This is a genomic window from Halalkalibacter alkaliphilus, assembly GCF_023555415.1.
GTDB lineage: Bacteria > Bacillota > Bacilli > Bacillales > Bacillaceae_D > Halalkalibacter > Halalkalibacter alkaliphilus.
In genome coordinates this window covers 258,767-278,525 of the sequence record NZ_JAKRYL010000003.1, presented here as the reverse complement: position 1 = coordinate 278,525, position 19,759 = coordinate 258,767, and the positions used below count along the sequence as shown (strand labels likewise).

Sequence of the window (19,759 nt, the reverse complement as noted above, 5' to 3'; positions counted from 1 at the left end):
TTTCTTACATACCTATTTTCAACTTATGCACTTACCTATTTATCGTGCCGTTTCCTTTAGTAGTTGATAAACATTATTTGCAGCTAATGGTACGCCAAGTTTTTTTGCAGCTAAATGCATTTCATTCCATTTCTTAGTATCAGTTAACACATTATCAATATCTTTTTGTAATCTTTCTCCATTCATATCTTGTTCTTTTACGACAATGGCAGCACCACTAGTTTTTAATGCATTAGCATTTTTTTCTTGATGATTATTTGTTACGTACGGACTTGGTATTAAGATGCTTGGTAACCCAAGTGCAGTAATTTCTGCAAGCGTCGTCGCACCAGCTCTAGCAACAATCAAATCAATAGCCCCTAATACATCGGGCATATTATGAATAAATGGTTTTATAATCACATTATCTGAGTGGTTAGACCCTTTAACCTTTTCCATTACCGCGTCATAATGAACTGCTCCTGTTACATACACGACTTGATAATCTTTTTTTGACCATTCATCTATAACAGATAGAAAAGCATCGTTAATAGGTCGAGCTCCCCTGCTCCCCCCTACTATCAACACCGTTTTTTTGTTAGGATTAAGATTTAAAGATTCTCTTCCAGCTTCAGGATTAATATCCAATACATCTGATGCTCTTGGATTACCCGTGAACACTACCTTCTCTTTAGGAAAAAACTGCTTCGCTTCTTCAAAACAAATAGCAACACGATCAACATACTTGCTCAAGAATTTATTCGTTAAGCCTGGTACGCTATTTTGTTCATGGATAACTGTAGGTACCTTTAACTTTGCTGCAGCAAATACAACAGGTCCACAAACATACCCACCTGTCCCAATGACAACATCTGGTTTAAATTTATTTATTAGTTGCTTAGCACGTCTTGCACCTGTCAAAAAACGAGTGACCGTTTTAAAGTTTTCAAATGAGAGTTTACGCTTAAAACCCGTAATATGTATCGTTTCAAATGGAATTCCCTCTCTAGGTACAATATCGGCTTCTAATCCCTTTGCCGTTCCAATGTAAAGGATCTCTGCATTTTTATGATTTTTTTTAATCTCTTTAATTAAAGATAAGGCAGGATAAATATGCCCTCCTGTACCTCCACCACTTACAACTACTCTCATTAGCTAGCTTCCTCCCAAAAATACATTAATAATACCATTTTATCATGAACAGAACTTGTATTATACACGAAACCTGTTAGTTTTTTCAGCCTTCCGCTATCTTTCATACTTTCCCACGAATATTTAACTTATGTAATGTTTTGATTTCAAATCGTAATTTTCTGTTCATGGTAAAAAAGCTAACTCTATGTAGTTGTGACCCTCTTCTAGTCTAGAGTCACAACTATTTGAGTTAACTAGCTATCTTACATACCGACTTATATTTAGTAATACCCCAATTGATACGAGCATGAGCGTTAATGACGAACCCCCATAGCTAAGCAAAGGCAGCGTAATACCTGTAACAGGCATTAACCCTGTAACAACACCTACATTAATCATGACTTGAATAGCGACCATCGAGATAATCCCAACAGCTAAGAAGCTTCCAAATAAATCTGGTGCCCCTAAAGCGATTCGTATCCCTCGCCATAGTAATATACCAAATAAAAATAAGACAATGAACCCACCTATAAAGCCAAGTTCTTCTGCTAATATTGCAAAGATAAAATCAGTTTGCGGTTCTGGTAAATAAAAATATTTTTGTCTACTTTCGCCAAGACCCATTCCCATTAGCCCTCCAGGACCAATCGCATAAAGGGATTGAATAATTTGAAATCCACTTCCTAAAGGATCGGACCAAGGATCTAAAAAAGAAGTGATCCTCTTAATACGGTATGGTGCTGAGGCTATTAAAGCCACAAAACCAGCAAGTCCAGCTACACCCAGCCAAGCAAAATGGCTAAGTCTTGCACCAGCAACAAATATCATAATTACGCAAGTTCCTACCATAACCGCCCCTGTCCCTAAATCTGGTTGCAACATAATCATACCAAATGCGACCATAACAAGTGATAGCGAAGGAACGAGCCCTTGTTTAAACGAAACAATTCTCTTCTGGTTTTCCGATAAATACTTTGCTAGAAAAGCGATCATTGCCATTTTCATAAATTCAGATGGTTGAATAGAAAAAGCCCCCACTCCCAACCAACTTCTCGCCCCACCTCGGACTAGCCCCACTCCTGGGATAAGAACTATGACGAGCAAAATAAAACAAGTAATAATAATGACCTTTGACCAAGTACGCCACGTCCAGTAATCAACCCGCATGACAAATAACATAGCGATAACTCCAACTCCAGCAAAAAAGAGTTGCCGTTTTGCAAAGAAAAACGAATCATCAAACCTATAACTTGCCCACGCAGCACTTGCACTATAAACCATTATTAGTCCAATCGTTAAAAGTATAATTGTTGTAAACATTAGGACATAATCTGGTGCTGATCTTGTTTTTGGCATTCCTAAACACCTCATCTAAACACGATTTAAGTTTTGTGACCCTGTACAACCCCTCAACTTAAACGTATGCATGAGTTCCATAAAACATGTCCAGCTATAATGAAAAAAAGGCCGACTCAAACTTTGAGTTGACCTTTTTCTTATGATTGTAACGTTGTTTCAAGGCTTTTCACTGCCTCAACAAACCTTTCTCCTCTTTCTTCAAAAGTCTTATATTGATCCCAACTCGCACACGCTGGTGAAAGCAATATAACGTCTCCTGCCTCCGATTTTTCAAAGGCAGCCAAAACAGCTTCCTGCATTCCATCAGCATATACAATCGTCTTTACGTCGGCTTCCTCTGCTGTTTTTGCTAGTTTGTCTTTCGTTTCGCCAAATGTGATTAGCGCTTTGACATTTCCTAAAGATGGAATTAAATCATCAAAGTCATTTCCACGGTCTAGACCACCAGCTAAAAGTACGATTGGTTGTTCAAAAGCTTCTAAAGCTTTTTGAGAAGCCAAAATATTTGTTGCTTTTGAATCGTTGTAAAACCTTCTATCTTTATATTCTGTAACAAATTGTAAACGGTGTTCAACCCCACTAAATGTTTGTAATACATGCCGAACTTGCTGCAACCGAGCTCCAACTGTTAGAGCAGCACCAATGGCGGCTAAAATATTTTCAAGGTTATGTGCACCAGGTAATACAATAGAATTTAATGAGATTATTGATTGACCATTATAATAAATAGAATCTTGTTGAATACATAAACCTTTTGAAAGCCTTTGTTTTACAGAAAAAGGAATAAGCGTTGCATTACTTTTATTTGCAATTTTACTAACAATCGGGTCATCCATATTATAGACAAGATAATCGTCTTTTGATTGGTTTGCCGTAATTTTTGCCTTTGCTAAACTATATTCATCTTTCGTGCCATGGTAGTCAAGGTGGGCATCAAATAAGTTTAAGAAGACACTCACTTTTGGCTTAAATTGTTCCGTTCCAAGTAATTGGAATGAGGAAGCTTCCAAAACAATAACTTGACTACTCGTTGCCTTTTCAGCCACTTCGCACGCGACAGTTCCAATATTTCCAGCAATTAGAGGCTCTCGCTCACTTGTTTTTAGCATTTCATGAATTAATGTTGTCGTTGTCGTTTTGCCGTTTGATCCTGTTATTGCAACGATTTCAGCTTCACTGATTAATGAAGCAATCTCAATTTCAGTAACTACAGACAACCCCCTATGTATAGCCTCTTTGATGATCGGATTTGAGTAGGGTATTCCTGGATTTTTTACAACTAAGTCAAGATTTTCCTCTAAAAGTGATAGCGGATGATGCCCGCAAATCACTTTAATTCCAAGTCTCTCAAGCTCCTTAGCTTGTTGATTCTCATCATATCGTTTGGCATCATTGACAACAACCGCAGCTCCCATTTTATGAAGAAGCCTAGCAGCAGCCTCTCCACTTTTCGCTAGCCCTACTACCAATACTTTCTTCCCTTTAAATAAATCATTTGATTTCATTACAACCACACCTCTAAATAGATTCCAAGCACAGCGAATACCATCCCAACAAACCAAAACGTTACAACGACACGCCATTCAGACCAACCTGAAAGCTCATAATGATGATGTAGAGGACTCATTTTAAAGATACGCTTCCCTCTCGTTTTAAAGGAGATTACTTGAATAATAACTGAAAGTGTCTCAATAACAAAAACCCCACCAATTAAGATAAGCAAAATTTCCATTTTTGTCATAATCGCAATGGCTGCAATTGCACCACCTAGCGCTAATGAACCGGTATCACCCATAAAAACTTTAGCAGGATGCGCATTGTATACGAGAAATCCCAAAACAGATCCAACTATCGCCGCACTAAAGATTGACACATCTATATAGCCGGTATGCCATGCAAGTACAGCAAATGCACCAAAAGCTATCGCTCCTGTTCCAGCAAGTAAACCATCTAATCCGTCTGTTAAGTTTACTGCATTTGACGCACCAACCAACATAACAATCACTAAAGGTAAATACAGCCAACCAAGATCAATTGAAAAATTTGTTGCCGGTACATGAATTTCCGTTGAAAAATCCATTTGAATTAATCCAAAATAAAAAAGGATAGCGATAACTAATTGACCGGCTAATTTTTGTTTTGATGTTAAACCAAGGTTACGCTTTAAGACAACCTTAATAAAATCATCTAAAAACCCAACTACACCAAACCCAACAGTTACTAGTAATAATAAAAGAATTTCCTGACTAAAAGACAAAAAGCGAGTTGAAATAAAAATTGTGGTTACAAGAACTGTCAAGACAATGACAATTCCACCCATTGTAGGTGTACCACTTTTCTTTTGATGAGACTTTGGACCTTCCTCACGAATACTTTGCCCAAATTTAAGCCTTCTTAAAAAAGGAATAAAAATTGGGGATAGGAGGACAGCAATTAGAAATGAAGCCAGTAAGGTAAGAAGTAATACACGCTCTAACATCACTGATCATTCCTCCTTTCTTTAAAACGAATAACCTTATTCATTTGTCATTATTTTTCTATTATTTGAGTTCATATATTAAAGACTTCCGTCTCTAATTATTGTTATCATCTACATGATATTGATATGTCTTTTCATACCAAAAATCTCATTTAATCTATAACATTCAGAAAGAGTTCTTTTCTAAGATTGCTTGGCGAGCTACTTCTCGATCATCAAAGTGAATCGTTTTATCACCAAGAATTTGATATGTTTCGTGTCCTTTCCCTGCAATCACGATGATGTCATCTTTCTTTGCCTCTTTAATTGCTTGTTTTATCGCTTTTTCGCGGTCAATGATTACTTCATACTCGCCCTCTTCCACACCTGCAGCCATATCTTTTAGGATTGCTTCAGGATCTTCCGAACGAGGATTATCTGAAGTAAAAATCGCTCGATTTGCATGTTCGCAAGCAATTTTAGCCATAATAGGACGTTTCGTTCGATCTCGATCTCCACCACAACCAACAATAGCAAAGATCTTTTTTGTAGCAAATTCTTTTACCGTTTGTAAAACATTTTCTAGACTATCAGCAGTATGTGCGTAATCTACAATCACAGTATAATCTTGCCCTTCATCTACGGTTTCGAAGCGACCAGCTACTCCCTCTACATGTTCTAAGCTTGCTTTAATTGAAGCAAGCGAGACGCCTGAAACAAAAGCAGCCGCGATAGCCGCAAGAGCATTGTATACACTAAACATCCCAATTAATTGCAACGAAATCTGTTCTTTTTGCCCAAAAGCCGTTAATTCAAAAGTTGTCCCTGAAGGACTCATTTTTATATTACTCGCTGTAAAGTCAGCTTTTTCTGTAACCCCATATGTAACGATGTCTACTGTGGTTAAACGAGCAATTTCTTTCGAAGCTGGATCATCTGCATTCAAAACAGCTGTCTTATCTGAAAATGTGTTACCTAATTGGGCAAAAAGTAACCCCTTTGCATACAAATATGCTTCCATCGTCTTATGATAATCTAAGTGGTCTGGGGACAAATTTGTGAAGACAGCAACATCAAAGTCACAACCCCGCACCCTCCCTAAGTGTAGAGCGTGAGAAGAAACTTCCATCAACGAAACATCCACTTTTTCGTCTACCATTTCTTTAAATAACTTTTGTAATGGGAGCGACTCTGGAGTCGTATTTTTCGTTTCATATTGCTTCGATCCTATCTTTGTATACATCGTCCCAATTAAACCTGTTTTCCTCTTTGCGTCTTGCATAATCTTTTCTATTAAATGAGTTACCGTTGTCTTTCCATTTGTTCCCGTTACACCGATTAACTGCAACTTTTCCGTAGGATTATCATAGAAATGACAAGCTAGCTTTGCCATTGCTCTAAAAGTATCAGGAACAATGATGACCGGAACAGACACAGAAAGAGGGCGTTCAGCGATAATCGCTACCGCCCCTTGACTTTCTGCTTGCTCCGCATAGTCATGTCCATCTACTGTATATCCTTTGATACAGAAGAATACGGTACCTTCCTTCACTTTTCTAGAATCCATCTCCAGTGATGTAACTTCAGGATTAGTATCACAATTATTGTATTGAAACCTTAGCGGTACAAGGAGTTCTTGTAGTTTCATCATTCTTAAAACCTCTCAATTCATCCATTTCACTTTTTTAATCATTCCCACCAACTTTGCAATGCGGAAACACTTTAATTATTTTAGACGTTTTGTCCTTATTTGTCACCCATATAAAGTCGGATTGTTGAACCTTCTTCTACTTTTACTCCAGGTTCTGGAGATTGAGCAAGTACATAATTTCCTTCTCCATCTGCATCGACCTTCAACTCATAATAGGATTCATTAAGTTCACGCATTGTACGTCCCACTAAATCGGGAACTTCTATTAAAGGAGTATCTGTCCACGTCATTTCCTTTTCAATTTGACCCTCACGTTTTTCTACCCCCATCGCAAGCAAACTATCTCCAATAATATTACCGACAATAGGTGCTGCTACAATCCCCCCAAATTGAAGTGTATCTTTTGGATTATCGATGGCTACATATACGACAATTTGCGGATCATCTGCAGGAGCAAATCCAATAAAAGAGACAATGTGGTTATTTTCTAAATAGCGACCGTCTTTTGCCTTTTGAGCAGTACCCGTTTTTCCTCCAACTCTGTAACCATCAATATATGCTCCTTTACCAGACCCAAGTGCTACAACATGCTCTAATGCATATCGAACTTCTTTAGACGTTTCTTCAGAGACTACTCTTCTCTTTAGAATTGGGGATTGCTGATCAACTACCTCATTTGTTAGAGGATCAACCCATTCTTTTGCTAAATAAGGTTGATATAAATAGCCACCGTTGATAGCTGCTGAAACAGCAGCAACTTGTTGTATTGGTGTCACCGCTACCCCTTGACCAAATGCTGTTGTGGCTTGTTCGAGCGGACCAACACGGTCTCTATTAAATAGTATTCCGGTCCCTTCCCCTTGTAAATCGATACCGGTTTTCTCACCAAATCCAAAATCATCAATGTAATCAAACAGACGATCCTTGCCAAGACGCTCACCTAGTACTACGAACCCAGGGTTACATGAATTCTGAACGACTTCTAAAAATGTTTGATGACCATGGCCACCTTTTTTCCAACATCTGAGATTCCTACCAGCCACTTCAATATAACCAGGATCATTGAATGTATCTTTTTCTAAGTCTACTTCTCCTTCTTCTAGGGCCGCTGCCAATGTAATAATCTTAAATGTTGAACCCGGCTCATATTGCATCCAAACAGGTTTGTTTTGGTTATAGATTTCCGGAGGAACGTCACGGAAGTTCTCTGGATTATAATGAGGTCTACTACTCATCCCTAACACTTCTCCTGTGTTAGGATTCATTGCAATCGCAATAGCACCATCTGGATTATAAGTAGCTTCTGCAATGTCCAACTCTCGTTCCATAATTGTTTGTACTTGACTATCGATTGTCAAACGTAAATCTAGGCCATTCACTGGAGCAGTGTATTCGTCTGCTAAGTTAGGCATGCGGTTCCCTTTTGCTGTGGAAAAGAACGATACGTAACCACTATCTCCTTTTAAATTATCGTCATAATATAACTCCAATCCTGTTAACCCTTGGTTGTCAATTCCAGCAAAACCAAGTACGTGTGATAAGTAACTTCCAAACGGATAATGCCTTTTACTATCCTCGGCAATATAAACTCCAGCTAAACGTAATGACCTTACCTCACTTGCTTTCTCTTTCGTAACTTTTCTTCCTTCAGGATTAATCCTCACAATTGACTCATTTTTTGTGACATATTCATAAGCTTTCTTATGATCCATATCCAAAACTGAAGCTAGTTTCTCAGCTGTATCAACAGGATCTTTTACTTGCCTAGGGACAACCAGAATAGATGGAGCACTAACATTTGTTGCTAGAACTACATCATTCCGATCTCTAATCTCCCCTCTTTTTGCTTCAAAAGGGACATCTCTACTCCATGAATCTTCTGCTCGGTCTGTTAACCAATCACCAAGTGCAAATTGGACGTAACCAAGTCTTAATGCAATGATTAAGAATACAGCCAGTCCAAAAAACAATACAAGGATTAGTCGTTTTCTTACTGTTACGTTAGAAACTCGCACCGTAATACCTCCCGCATACATTCGTTTCAAATGCCTATAACTTTGAAAAGGCTTAGTTAATATTCACCTTTTTCTGTGATCATCATTATAGCTAGGCTTGTTTTAAACGTATGCTTGTACACGATTGGTTAGAACAAGTGCGAGTCGCTTAGATTATTTCTTATTCTCCAGTCTGTTCAACTTCTTCTTCAACAGGCTCTCTATTTTCAGTGGAGGGAGCTAGTTCCACAACAATGTATTCTCCTTTTTCAATCATTGTCCCAGGCTCAATACTCTGAGTTTGGACATATCCTCTTCCAAAGAATGTAGGATTAAGTCCCATCACTTGAGCAAAACGTCTGACATCCCGATTGGACCATCCTGTTAAGTCAGGCATCGAAACCGTCTCACTATCCGTACGTAAGAACAATCGCTCGCCTTCTAACATTCCTTTATTAGCTAGAGGCTGTTGCGCTACTATTTCCGAGCCATCGCCAAGTATAGTAAGTTCAATCCCTTCCTCACCTATGCTCTCTTTTACAGTAGAAGTAGACTGAGCAACATAATTTTCGGTTTTAAAACCGGTCTCTGTTTCCTCCGCGATTTCATCAACTGTCGGGGATATATTTAAATATTGTAAACTATGTTTCATAATCGTGTTAAAGATCATCGAAGTTGGCGCTGCCCCAGACTCATCTAACCCAATTTTCGGTCGGTCCACCGCAACATAAACAATAACACGAGGATCCTCTTTAGGTGCCATCCCTAAAAATGAAAAGATATTTTCACCGTGCCCTTGAATATACCCCCTTGCATTCGGGTTGTTAATTTGAGCAGTACCTGTTTTTCCAATCACATCGAAGCCTTCTAAATAATAAGGATGCCCTGTACCGGCAGAATTCGTCACTACCCCTTCGAGTAGGTCTTTAACTTGGTCGGCTGTTTCTTTTGAAATTGGTTCGCCAACCACTTCAGGCTCATTTTTTTGAACAACTGTATTCTGATTCGGTTCGATAATTCGATCAATTATATACGGTTTCATCATCTTGCCATCATTTGCAATGGCAGTTGCCGCTTGGATTTGTTGGATCGGTGTTACTGCACTCCCTTGTCCAAAAGCTGTTGTTGCAGCATCAACCCTGCCACTTTTCGCTAGTAAACTATTAGCTTCATTAGGTAAATCAATCCCGGTTTTTTGATCAAACCCAAATTTCGTCAAGTATTCATATAACTTCTCCGAGCCTAGCTTTTCAAGTACTAATTTAGCCATAGCAACATTAGACGATCGATAAAATCCTTCATCAAACGAAATCGACCCCCAACCACGTGCTTCATTATGATCTCCAATTCTTCGATCTGCTACTTCAATTGTGCCAGATTGATATTGTTCCTGACCGTTATATACCCCTTCTTCAATAGCAGCTGCAACAGTAAACATTTTCATTGTTGAACCCGGTTCATAACGGTCAGATACAGCGTAATTTAAATAATTGGTTATTTGTTCATAATGATTCGGATTAAAACTTGGTCGGTTACTCATTCCAAGTATTTCTCCTGTCTTAGGATCTGCAACAATTGCAATCATTTTTTCAGGACTGTATTGTTCCTCGACTTGAGTCATGACCTGTTCAAGCGCTGTTTGAATATTTGAATCCAAAGTTAAATAAATGTCGTGCCCATTTTTAGCAGCTGTTATCGTTTCATTAGGATTTAATAAGGGAAATCCTTTACGATCTCTTTGATAACTAATAGATCCGTCATCAGCTTTCATAATTTCATCGAAGCTGAGCTCTAGTCCCATTCGAGCTTCACCTGTATTACGTTCTGTAAAACCAATGACATGTGAGGCATATGTTTGCTTCGGATAGTATCGTCTAGATTCTTCCCGAAAATAAATTCCGTCTAATTCCAATTCACGAATATTTGTTACTTGCTCATACGTTAAATGCCTCGCGCCCGCTCCTAATTCAATTTGAAACTTCCCTTGAGCCTGGGCATTAGTAAAGGCTCTAGCAAGATCCTGTTCATTCATGTTTATATGCGGAGCAAGAAGGCTTGCCGTTTCTTCGGCATCAACTACATAACTTTGATAATTTTGATCTAAAACAGCATAAACCGTATATGAATTTACTTCTTGCGCAACTGGACTACCTGTGCGATCAAAAATTGTACCACGAACACCTTCGATCACTTCCGTTCTTGTCCAACGCTCTTCTCCAAGAGCTCGTAAATTTTGTCCGTCTATTTCTTGAGTTGATTGAATATAAATAATTCGACCAAGTAATATGACAAATAATACTAATACAATACCAAGTAATAGTACAGCTCTCTTGTTTGTGACAGATCTTTTAATTTCCAAGCTTTTCACCTCATTTTCTACTATACATAAGGTGTTCGGCAAATACATAGACCCAAATTATGCCAATTCAGTGAATAAACCAGCTCATAGCTGGAGGGTAGGAAAAAGGTTGACCTTTTCACTACCCTCCATTGGCTAAACTAGTTTTGCACAACTTTCACCTTATTATCATCTAAAGACATTCCTAGTTGTTCTGAAGCAATATGTAAAATACGATCTGGGGCACTCAATTCTACAACTTGCAAAGATAGTCCTTCATTTACTTGTTTCTGTTGACTAATAGTTTGTTCTAGTCGATAATTCTCTTGATTCATTGTATAAAGAGAAGCGAAATTATTTACCATGAAACCAAGAACGATAAATGTTACGAAAGCAATTAACCCGACGATCGCCTTTTCGCCTGTAGTGATAGGGTTACGGACATGACGGATTCTTTTTTTCGGCTGAATTTGTGGTTGATGCTGCTCTTCTATCTTACGTGCTACCATACTCAAATCTCATTCCCCCTTAACGTTTTTCTGCCACCCGCAGCTTTGCAGAACGTGAACGATTATTATTTTCTAACTCCTCGGTTGAAGCTACAATCGGCTTTCTTGTAATTAACTTCAAAATCGGCTCATAGCCCTCTGGAATAACAGGCATCCCTGGTGGTAAATCTGGGCCTTTGCTTTTTTCTTTAAAAACTTCTTTACATAATCGATCCTCTAGTGAGTGAAATGTAATAACTGAAATGCGGCCTCCTTTGGCTAAAAGAGAAATAGCATCCTCTAACGCTTCTTCAAAAGCCCCTAATTCATCGTTAACTGCAATTCTTATGGCTTGAAATGTTCGTTTAGCTGGGTGTCCGCCTGTCCTTCTAGCAGGTGCAGGTATTGCATCCTTAATAATTTCGACTAGTTCCCCTGTCGTTTCAATCTTTGCCTTTTCTCTCTGTGACTCAATTTTTCTAGCAATTTGTTTAGCAAATTTCTCTTCTCCATACCTTGAAATAATTTTTACAAGGCGCTCAAAAGACCATTCATTGACAACATGACTAGCTGTTAATTCAGCAGTTTGGTCCATCCTCATATCAAGAGGAGCATCTTGGTGATAACTAAACCCACGCTCAGCCTCATCTAGTTGTGGACTAGAAACACCTAGATCAAATAATATCCCATCAACTTTCGTAACTCCAAACTTAGCTAACTCGCGTTTGAGATGCCTAAAGTTGCTTCTTATTAAAGTCACTTTTCCCTCATATTGTCGTAATTGGTCTTTCGCATGAGCAAGTGCTTTATCATCTTGATCAAATGCATAAAGATGCCCATCCTCTGTTAGTTGTGCGGCTATAAGAGATGAATGTCCCGCACCACCTAATGTACAGTCGACATATATTCCATTAGGTTTAATAGCTAAACCATCGACTGATTCTTGTTTTAAAACTGTCACATGATGAAACATCCCACTACCTCCAAAACGGACGACTAAAAATCAAAATCCACAATATTTTCAGCAATTTCACTAAATGATTCTTCTGATTCAGCAAAATATTCTTCCCAAATTGATTTACTCCAAATTTCCACTCTGTTTGAAACACCAATGACAACACACTCTTTATCAAGCTTGGCATATTCCCTTAGAGGTGAAGCTATGTTTACTCTTCCCTGCTTATCCAATTCACATTCAGTTGCACCAGAAAAGAAAAAACGAGTGAAAGCACGTGCATCTTTTTTCGTAAAGGGTAGGGTTTTCAACTTGTTCTCTAGCTTACTCCATTCATCCTGTGGATAAACGAACAAACAGCGATCTAGACCTCGGGTCACAATAAAAGAAGAGCCTAAACTATCCCGGAATTTAGCCGGGACAATCATGCGACCTTTCTCATCTACGTTATGGCGATATTCTCCCATAAACATCGCGAACCCAACTCCCCCCACTTACTACCCTTAAGTTACCACATTCCTCCACTTTGCACCACACTAAATTTTCAATTTATCCACACAAAAAAAATCCTGCCATTTGGCAGGATTTATTTATCCACATTTCGACGGAAAATCATTACATGAATTTACAAATACACAACTTTATGAATGTGATTAACCGACATGTCTGTTGACATCAATCGCCTGAATCCATCTTCTCCAATGACATTCATCAACAAGATAGGGTGTAATATACGTTCTTGTGGTCGATTTAATGGCGCAAGCCAGAAACCAGTTTCCGTAAATTTCGCAAGTGAATGCTCATGACTTTGTCGAACGAAATTTTTCATCTTTTTTCTCATAAAATCAATTTGATTTTCAATAATTGCTAAGTTTTTCTCGCTTAGCTTAGCTATTGTCGGATCCATTTCTTTCGCTAAATCACGTAAAGGCTGGTGATCAGAATGAAGATTGCGCCTTACTTGTTCAATCACATCCTCAACAGGATATTCTGTTACTTCCTCTAACCAAGTTTCCCGTAGTTCTTCCATTTTCCCTAATAAAAACGGTTCTAGTTCATACCTTATCTCTACCAACCACTTTTGAACAGCAGGCGGAATAAATGTAAGCTGAATCCTAGGAATGACAGGAGGCATTTTCACCTTAAAATGAGTGAATACGTGTTTTAATGTAGCCCAATAACGTAATTCACCTGGCCCCGATATGAAAGCTAATACAGGCAGAAGCCACTCTTGCATCAATGGCCTTGTTACAACATTATTACTAAATCTTTCTGGATGCTCCTGCAAAAGTGTGAGTAACTGATCCTTTGAGAATGTAGTCTTTGTTCCTTTTACACGAAACAAGCTCCGATCATAATCTAATCTTTTTCTCTCGCCCTCCACTTCTAGGAAAAGGTGAGCATTATGTTCGTCGGTTAGTATTGGTTCTCCGTAACCAACATCCGCAAAAGCTTTGGCACCTTTTTGCTGCGCCTTTTGAACATGTTCCACTTCGAGTATTAACTTTTTGAAATACTCCATTTCCATCTTTCGAATGCCAGGGTCATGAGCATCTAATAATAACAACCCTTCTTTTCCAAAAAACCAGTTCATTACACATCGAAAGAAATCAACAAATGTAGTTGATTTATTCAAGAAAGTAGCAAGTCTTTCCCACAACGATGTCGTATGTGCTGTTTCAGGAAATGAAGCAAAGAGTTCTTTTAGCCATTTTTTCATCTCATCTTTATTTATTAATAAAGATGAAGCAGATGATGCTTGATTGGCATCATTATATAGATGCTTTTTCCAGCTCCCCTTTTTTCCTTTATAAACAAATCGAATCTCATCAACATCATGATCTTCTCCAGCTATCCAAAAAATAGGAACAACTGGGACATTAAGCTGTTCTTCCTGTTGCTTCGCCAAAATAATAATGGACATCGCCTTATATACAGTGTAGAGTGGTCCTGTTAATAACCCAGCCTGCTGTCCTCCTACCACGACAACTGAATTGGGTTTCCTTAATTTTTCAATTTGACTTCTAGCCTGATCTACATCTTCTAATGAAGTATGAACTTCCATTAAATAATCTGCTAACTCTTCTCGTTTATAAGACCTGGTTAACAAGTTATCCACTCTTCTTTTATATTTTTCTTCGTCGTTATATGTATAATCAAAAAATTGCTCAGTCATATGACTGCCACTTACAAAATCATTCATAAAGCCAGTCTTTGATATTAGGTCGATTTCTCTAACTTCCAACATGTATAGACGTCCCTTCGTATCACTAAATTCATCTTCATCATAGCAAAGTATTAGCCAGCCACCAAACATTACGACCTATCTTTCAACTAAAAATTCTTGCTAGCAGTCCATATCCACTTAATAAAACGTAAATAATGACGAAGGTCAGAAAGTTAAACCTCCATATGCCTTTAAATAATTTAATCGTTTGGATATCTCCTGAAACTCTCCATTGAATCCAAGTAACTACTAACGCGATGAAAAAGAAAATGGCTAAGATAATCCATAAGAAGGACTGGGCCCAAATTTCAATCATAATAAAGTAAACAGCGATCATAAATAGCAAGGTTGTCCAATCAGAAGCACGGCGCATTGATTTAGATTTGTTTTTGGAAATTTTTACAGAAGTAATATAAATCATATACCACCCTAGTAAAGGGATCGTTACAATCGTAGCAATGACGAACGCTACCAGTTCAGTCATAAATTATCCTCCCCTAACTTATTTTCCTTCTCTTTTCCTTTGACCGCTTCAAACAGAAAGTTTAAAACAGGCGTAGTCATTTGTTTTCTGGCAGCTTGCTGTAGTAAATAGCCTACAATACTATCTATTTCTGTTTTACGTTTATTTTCCAAATCTGATAACATAGACGAACGATTGACCCCTGTTTCTTTACTTATGTGACAGACATACTCCCACATTTGTTCTTTATTTTCAATATCAATAACCTCTATTATTTCTAAAAAAACTTGTTTTAATATAGAGTAATAATGGGGGTTCTGAAGAAGTTCACCATTTTGGACGCTAAAAAGCGCAGTTAACGGATTAATACAAGCATTTACAACTAATTTATGTTGTAACATAGGCTTCCACATAGACTCGTATTTAGTTCGGAACTTTTCGTCTCTTGTTTCTTGAAACACCGCTTCTACCGTTGAGCTATGTTTTCGGACATAACTCCATCTTATTTGTCCTACACCCGAATGTTGAACCGTATAATCATTTGTCCGCCTCGCTCCATGTTCAACTACTCCAACAGCAATTTCAGGAACTGAAATTGTCGAAAACAACTCTGTATGGGCCATTCCATTCTGTAAAAATAGAATCGAAGAAATAGTAAGCTTTGAAGCTTCGATTGTTTTTAATACTTGTTCAACGTGATAAGATTTAACTGTAACGATTAATAAGTCGATTATTTGTTCATGTTCCAGCGTCGAAATACTTTCTACAGTCACATGGATCATCTCACTATGTCCATCCTGATGTAAAAGATGAAGTCCTTTTTCTTCAATAAATTTAGCCTGTTTTATACGATTTGTAACTAATAAGGTAGAGCGCCATTGTTTAGTAAGATAGAATGCCGTGAGCATTCCAATTGAACCAGAGCCTAAAACCACTACTTTCACTTGTAATTACTCCTCTTTTTTATGAAATTGTACCATACTCTCAAGCAAAACTTACAAGATAAAATAATCTGATTATTAAAACTTTTGTTTATTTGCTAAAAAAATAAGCAAATACAAACGTTTTCACTCTAAATTGTAGTAAAATAAAATAGAGATCTGAACATTAAGGAGGAGATCAATATGTATGATTATGAAGTTAAGCGTTTACTTGTCAATTATAAAACATTAGAAGAGTTTAAAAACTTCCGCGAGTACGGTTCTGCGGAGCTTTCTATGAAGGGCGATTTAGAATCAAATATTATTGAAAATGACAGCGAGTCTCCTTTTTATGGAATTTATTTCGGAAATAAGCTTGTTGCGAGAATGAGTTTGTATCGAATTGACGGAAAATACGACCGCTATTTCAACCCGCCTCAAGACTATTTAGAACTTTGGAAATTAGAGGTATTAGAGGCTTATAGGAAGCAAGGATATGGTGAATCATTAGTCAACTTTGCCAAGTCATTTAAATTACCAATTAAGACAAATGCAAGACAAGGGTCAGCAAACTTTTGGGAACATATGGGGTTTGAAGCAGCGACCTACGATGTATCAAGAGACCGTGGTGAGAGCCCATACGTTTGGTATCCTGAAGGAGTAAAAGAGCAAGTAGCTAAGACAGAACCGGTTCATATTGAGTCCGAAGATGATTTAACGTAAGTAAGATGGAAGGGGGTGTCTCAAAAGGTCAAAAACAGACCTTTTGAAACAACCCCCTTTTTTATTTTCTAATTCCTAAATATCAAAAAAGAAACACACACATGTTACTGTTTTAACAGGTTCGCTTGAGAGGGAGAAAACAAGTAAATCACATAGCGAGAGAGCCAATATAAGCGGAAATTTTTCTGTTAGACTGCAGACTAGAGACGGTTCGGGGTTTATAAGCAGAGGCTTTCCGATTAAGCAATGCAAAATTACCCATTTTCACGTTTTTCGAGTCAATAGTCGGAATCTTTCTGTCTATTTCAGCTATTTTCAGTGCTACTTCCTAATTAAGAGAAATTTCTCCGCTTATTTATCAAATTGCTTTAGCCTCAGCGTCTAATGAACTTGTACAATCGGGTAGCGTTAGATGAATAAGGCTAGGTTTATAGACCAAAAAGGATCAGATTCTAAAATCTGATCCTTTTGTTTTGTTATTTGTATTGTTGGTTTTTCCACTAAAACCTATTGTCATGTTGAATTGCATTTTCTCCCTCTCAACCGAACCCGTTAGTTACTGTTTATGTGTGTGTTTCTTTTTTAATTGATGCTTCCTATTAAATAGATAATTTTCTCGCCCGATCCATAATAGACAATAAGGCACGATAATCTTCAGCCATCACTTTCTTTTCTGCCTTAACCTTATTAAGTTCTTCTCGTAACTGAGCATTCTCTTGTTTCAACTGCTCAATATCCTCTGATGGAATTCGCTCTTTCATATTTTCATGATAATCTGTTAAAAAAGAAAGAACTGCCTCCATTGTAAGTTCGGACGAAACGGATTCTTTCTTTTCGGGCTTTTCTTTTTTTATTTCCAGTTTTTCTTTCTTCTTTTCTTTTGTTATCGTCGCAACAGGCTCGACTATTTCCTCGCTAGCTTCATTTACCCACTCTGTTGTATCAAGCTGCTGTTTTTTTCCTTTTGAGCGTTGCTTCTTTGCTAATGCAACGGCAGATTCATATTTTTTTCGAATAGCTGAGTTCCACCTAAATCCACATGCTGCACTCGTTCTAGACAAGCGTTCCCCAACTTCTTCAAAAGCAGCAAGCTGTGTACTTCCCTCTCTTATATGTCTAAGAACAACCTCAGCTAAAATTAAATCTTCATCTGTACTCCATGCATCTTGGCGAATCGTTGTCATAGAATCCCTCCTTAGAGTCTCATTTACTTATACATATGCATCTACTAGAGTAGAAAGACTCATTATTAGTAAAAAGATATTCTCTTTTGTTTTTACCAGATAGATTTCGTTCTATTAGTCAATTATTGCCGAAATGCCAAGATCTATTCAGAAATCTAGCACTAGATGTTTTTAGATCTTTGTAAGAAAGTACGAACAGCTTCGTGATGCTCTTCTGCTTCCCACAATTTAGCACACTCCCTTATTTCTTTTTGCATATTCATATGTATTCGTTCTTGATCTAACCCATCCATGAATCTACCCTTATATGCTTGTAATACCATTTGGCTTTTATTCAAATATGGTGCTGCATAGTCCATGACCTCGTCTTCAAATGAGCCCTTCGTTATCACTTTCTGGATAAACCCGTTCCTTAAAAGTTCTTCAGCTGAATACATCTGAGCTGATAGTAACATTTGCAATGCTTCTGATTTTGCCATCCGCTCTAATAGTAATGTTCCTCCACCCCAACCCGTTGTAATCGCTAAGTTAGCTTGTACGAAGCCAACCTTTATATGAGAAGCAGCAATTCGTAAATCACACGCTGAAGCAAGCTCTGCCCCTCCACCAACAGCCGTACCATTCAAAGCTGCTATCGTTATTTTTGGAAAAAAGGCAATTCTCTCTAATATTGCTCCCATTCTCATCAACATGCTCCTGGCGTCTTCTTCATTCATGATATGTTGAAAGACCGATAGATCACCTCCAGAGCAAAAAGATTTCTTACCTACCCCACTTAAAATTACAACTTTGCTATCATCACCTTCAGCAATTGATAGTAACTCATCTAGTTCTTTCATCACTTCAAAGTTCACAGCGTTCCGAATTTCTTCACGATTAATTTTAATCCAGGTTACACCATTTATATTTTGTTCTATCTGAACATAAGCCATTAAATCACCCCTTACAAAAATTACACATTATACGAAAGCATCATAATAATGGAGTAATACCATCTCTTTTTTCTTAAAGATACGTTTTTCCAGCAAAAAAGACGAAGAGAAAACTCTTCGTCTTTTTGTTCTTATTAAATTATTTGCTAACCACATCTTGGCCTTTGTAAGAGCCACACTCTTTACAAACACGATGAGCAAGTTTTAATTCTCCACACTCAGGACATTTAGTCATACCAGGTACTGCTAACTTGTAGTGAGTACGACGCTTATTTTTGCGAGTTTTAGATGTTCTTCTAAATGGTACTGCCATCATTCCCACCTCCTTAAAAAATCTATAAAATCCAACTGCACCCAAGCTTAGTTGGTTATATGAAATGAAGGCCCGAACGTTGCCGGTGCTTCGACTTCCCTATTCTTTCTCAAAAAACTTTGCCAAATCAGCTAATCTCGGATCGACACGGTTGCTATGCTCTTCCTCTGTTACAATACCCCAGTCTTTTCCTGTAGGAGGTGCTAGACGTTCTGCTTCTGTATCAGCGTAAACTTGAATCGGAATCTCAAGTAAGATACGCTCCTTAATGACCGGAAGTAGATCAACTAGTTCCCCTTCAAAAAAATTAATTTCATCATGATCAACATCTGCCGTAACATAATCACTTGTTGGATGGAAGTGCTCAACAACATGAAGATTAATCGGGAATTTCACATCAGCTAATGTTCTTACACAAGGAAGAATTAATTCACCTGTAATCTCAAGCTGAAATGTAATCATGGAACCAGTATAGTTAACTTCTCCCTTAACATGAAATGGAGAAACTGATCTGATATCTTGATTTAGCTCTTTTAAGCTGGATACATCAATATCTTCTTCAAATGTAAATGGTTTGCGCTTAGCAACAGTTAATTGCTGTAATGACCATTTCATTTCTGATCACCTCTAAGACAACAAAA

18 protein-coding genes are annotated in these 19,759 nt (G+C 37.8%); 1 reads left to right on the top strand and 17 read right to left on the bottom strand.

What is annotated here, in order from left to right:
- Nucleotides 1-39: 39 nt before the first annotated feature.
- The 13 genes from murG to MF646_RS04420 form a co-directional block, all read right to left on the bottom strand.
- Nucleotides 40-1,131, bottom strand: a complete 1,092-nt coding sequence (murG, locus tag MF646_RS04480; RefSeq protein WP_250095289.1) for an undecaprenyldiphospho-muramoylpentapeptide beta-N-acetylglucosaminyltransferase — start codon at nucleotides 1,129-1,131, stop codon at nucleotides 40-42.
- Nucleotides 1,132-1,371: 240 nt separating this feature from the next.
- Complete coding sequence (gene spoVE / locus MF646_RS04475) at nucleotides 1,372-2,469, bottom strand: stage V sporulation protein E (RefSeq protein ID WP_250095288.1); 1,098 nt, start codon at nucleotides 2,467-2,469, stop codon at nucleotides 1,372-1,374.
- 140 nt (nucleotides 2,470-2,609) lie between these two features.
- Entirely contained in the window at nucleotides 2,610-3,977 is a 1,368-nt protein-coding gene (gene murD / locus MF646_RS04470; RefSeq protein WP_250095287.1) for a UDP-N-acetylmuramoyl-L-alanine--D-glutamate ligase, read from the bottom strand.
- Nucleotides 3,977-4,951 (bottom strand): phospho-N-acetylmuramoyl-pentapeptide-transferase, encoded by a 975-nt coding sequence (gene mraY, locus MF646_RS04465; protein ID WP_250095333.1) that lies wholly within the window; start codon nucleotides 4,949-4,951, stop codon nucleotides 3,977-3,979. Before mraY ends, murD begins: the two co-directional genes overlap by 1 nt.
- Nucleotides 4,952-5,117: 166 nt before the next feature.
- Nucleotides 5,118-6,578 carry a UDP-N-acetylmuramoyl-L-alanyl-D-glutamate--2,6-diaminopimelate ligase gene (locus tag MF646_RS04460; protein WP_250095332.1) on the bottom strand — a complete coding sequence of 487 codons (1,461 nt, stop codon included), beginning with the start codon at nucleotides 6,576-6,578 and terminating at the stop codon, nucleotides 5,118-5,120.
- A gap of 98 nt (nucleotides 6,579-6,676) precedes the next feature.
- On the bottom strand, nucleotides 6,677-8,596 hold the full coding sequence (locus MF646_RS04455) for a stage V sporulation protein D (protein ID WP_250095286.1): 1,920 nt from the start codon (nucleotides 8,594-8,596) through the stop codon (nucleotides 6,677-6,679).
- Between the two features lie 160 nt (nucleotides 8,597-8,756).
- Nucleotides 8,757-10,934 (bottom strand): penicillin-binding transpeptidase domain-containing protein, encoded by a 2,178-nt coding sequence (locus MF646_RS04450; protein WP_275980200.1) that lies wholly within the window; start codon nucleotides 10,932-10,934, stop codon nucleotides 8,757-8,759.
- A gap of 140 nt (nucleotides 10,935-11,074) precedes the next feature.
- A complete protein-coding gene (gene ftsL, locus MF646_RS04445) occupies nucleotides 11,075-11,422 on the bottom strand; it encodes a cell division protein FtsL (RefSeq protein ID WP_250095331.1) in 348 nt (115 codons plus the stop codon).
- Nucleotides 11,423-11,441: 19 nt separating this feature from the next.
- Nucleotides 11,442-12,374: a 16S rRNA (cytosine(1402)-N(4))-methyltransferase RsmH gene (gene rsmH / locus MF646_RS04440; protein ID WP_250095284.1), complete on the bottom strand. Its 933-nt coding sequence runs from the start codon at nucleotides 12,372-12,374 to the stop codon at nucleotides 11,442-11,444.
- 23 nt (nucleotides 12,375-12,397) lie between these two features.
- Nucleotides 12,398-12,829 (bottom strand): division/cell wall cluster transcriptional repressor MraZ, encoded by a 432-nt coding sequence (gene mraZ, locus MF646_RS04435; protein WP_034627479.1) that lies wholly within the window; start codon nucleotides 12,827-12,829, stop codon nucleotides 12,398-12,400.
- Nucleotides 12,830-12,981: 152 nt separating this feature from the next.
- Nucleotides 12,982-14,604 carry a bacillithiol biosynthesis cysteine-adding enzyme BshC gene (gene bshC / locus MF646_RS04430; protein WP_250095283.1) on the bottom strand — a complete coding sequence of 541 codons (1,623 nt, stop codon included), beginning with the start codon at nucleotides 14,602-14,604 and terminating at the stop codon, nucleotides 12,982-12,984.
- A gap of 82 nt (nucleotides 14,605-14,686) precedes the next feature.
- Nucleotides 14,687-15,067 carry a DUF3397 domain-containing protein gene (locus MF646_RS04425; RefSeq protein ID WP_250095282.1) on the bottom strand — a complete coding sequence of 127 codons (381 nt, stop codon included), beginning with the start codon at nucleotides 15,065-15,067 and terminating at the stop codon, nucleotides 14,687-14,689.
- Nucleotides 15,064-15,990, bottom strand: a complete 927-nt coding sequence (locus MF646_RS04420) for a 2-dehydropantoate 2-reductase (RefSeq protein WP_250095281.1) — start codon at nucleotides 15,988-15,990, stop codon at nucleotides 15,064-15,066. Before MF646_RS04420 ends, MF646_RS04425 begins: the two co-directional genes overlap by 4 nt.
- Before the next feature lie 180 nt (nucleotides 15,991-16,170).
- Here MF646_RS04420 and MF646_RS04415 point away from each other — a divergent pair, with 180 nt between their 5' ends.
- Nucleotides 16,171-16,689 (top strand): N-acetyltransferase, encoded by a 519-nt coding sequence (locus MF646_RS04415; protein ID WP_250095280.1) that lies wholly within the window; start codon nucleotides 16,171-16,173, stop codon nucleotides 16,687-16,689.
- A gap of 599 nt (nucleotides 16,690-17,288) precedes the next feature.
- Here MF646_RS04415 and MF646_RS04410 read toward each other — a convergent pair.
- The 4 genes from MF646_RS04410 to MF646_RS04395 form a co-directional block, all read right to left on the bottom strand.
- Nucleotides 17,289-17,873 carry an RsfA family transcriptional regulator gene (locus tag MF646_RS04410; RefSeq protein WP_250095279.1) on the bottom strand — a complete coding sequence of 195 codons (585 nt, stop codon included), beginning with the start codon at nucleotides 17,871-17,873 and terminating at the stop codon, nucleotides 17,289-17,291.
- A 161-nt stretch (nucleotides 17,874-18,034) separates the two neighbouring features.
- Nucleotides 18,035-18,805 carry an enoyl-CoA hydratase/isomerase family protein gene (locus tag MF646_RS04405; protein ID WP_250095278.1) on the bottom strand — a complete coding sequence of 257 codons (771 nt, stop codon included), beginning with the start codon at nucleotides 18,803-18,805 and terminating at the stop codon, nucleotides 18,035-18,037.
- 139 nt (nucleotides 18,806-18,944) lie between these two features.
- A complete protein-coding gene (rpmF, locus tag MF646_RS04400) occupies nucleotides 18,945-19,118 on the bottom strand; it encodes a 50S ribosomal protein L32 (RefSeq protein WP_034627262.1) in 174 nt (57 codons plus the stop codon).
- A 99-nt stretch (nucleotides 19,119-19,217) separates the two neighbouring features.
- Nucleotides 19,218-19,733, bottom strand: a complete 516-nt coding sequence (locus tag MF646_RS04395; protein ID WP_250095277.1) for a YceD family protein — start codon at nucleotides 19,731-19,733, stop codon at nucleotides 19,218-19,220.
- Between the last annotated feature and the right edge of the window lie 26 nt (nucleotides 19,734-19,759).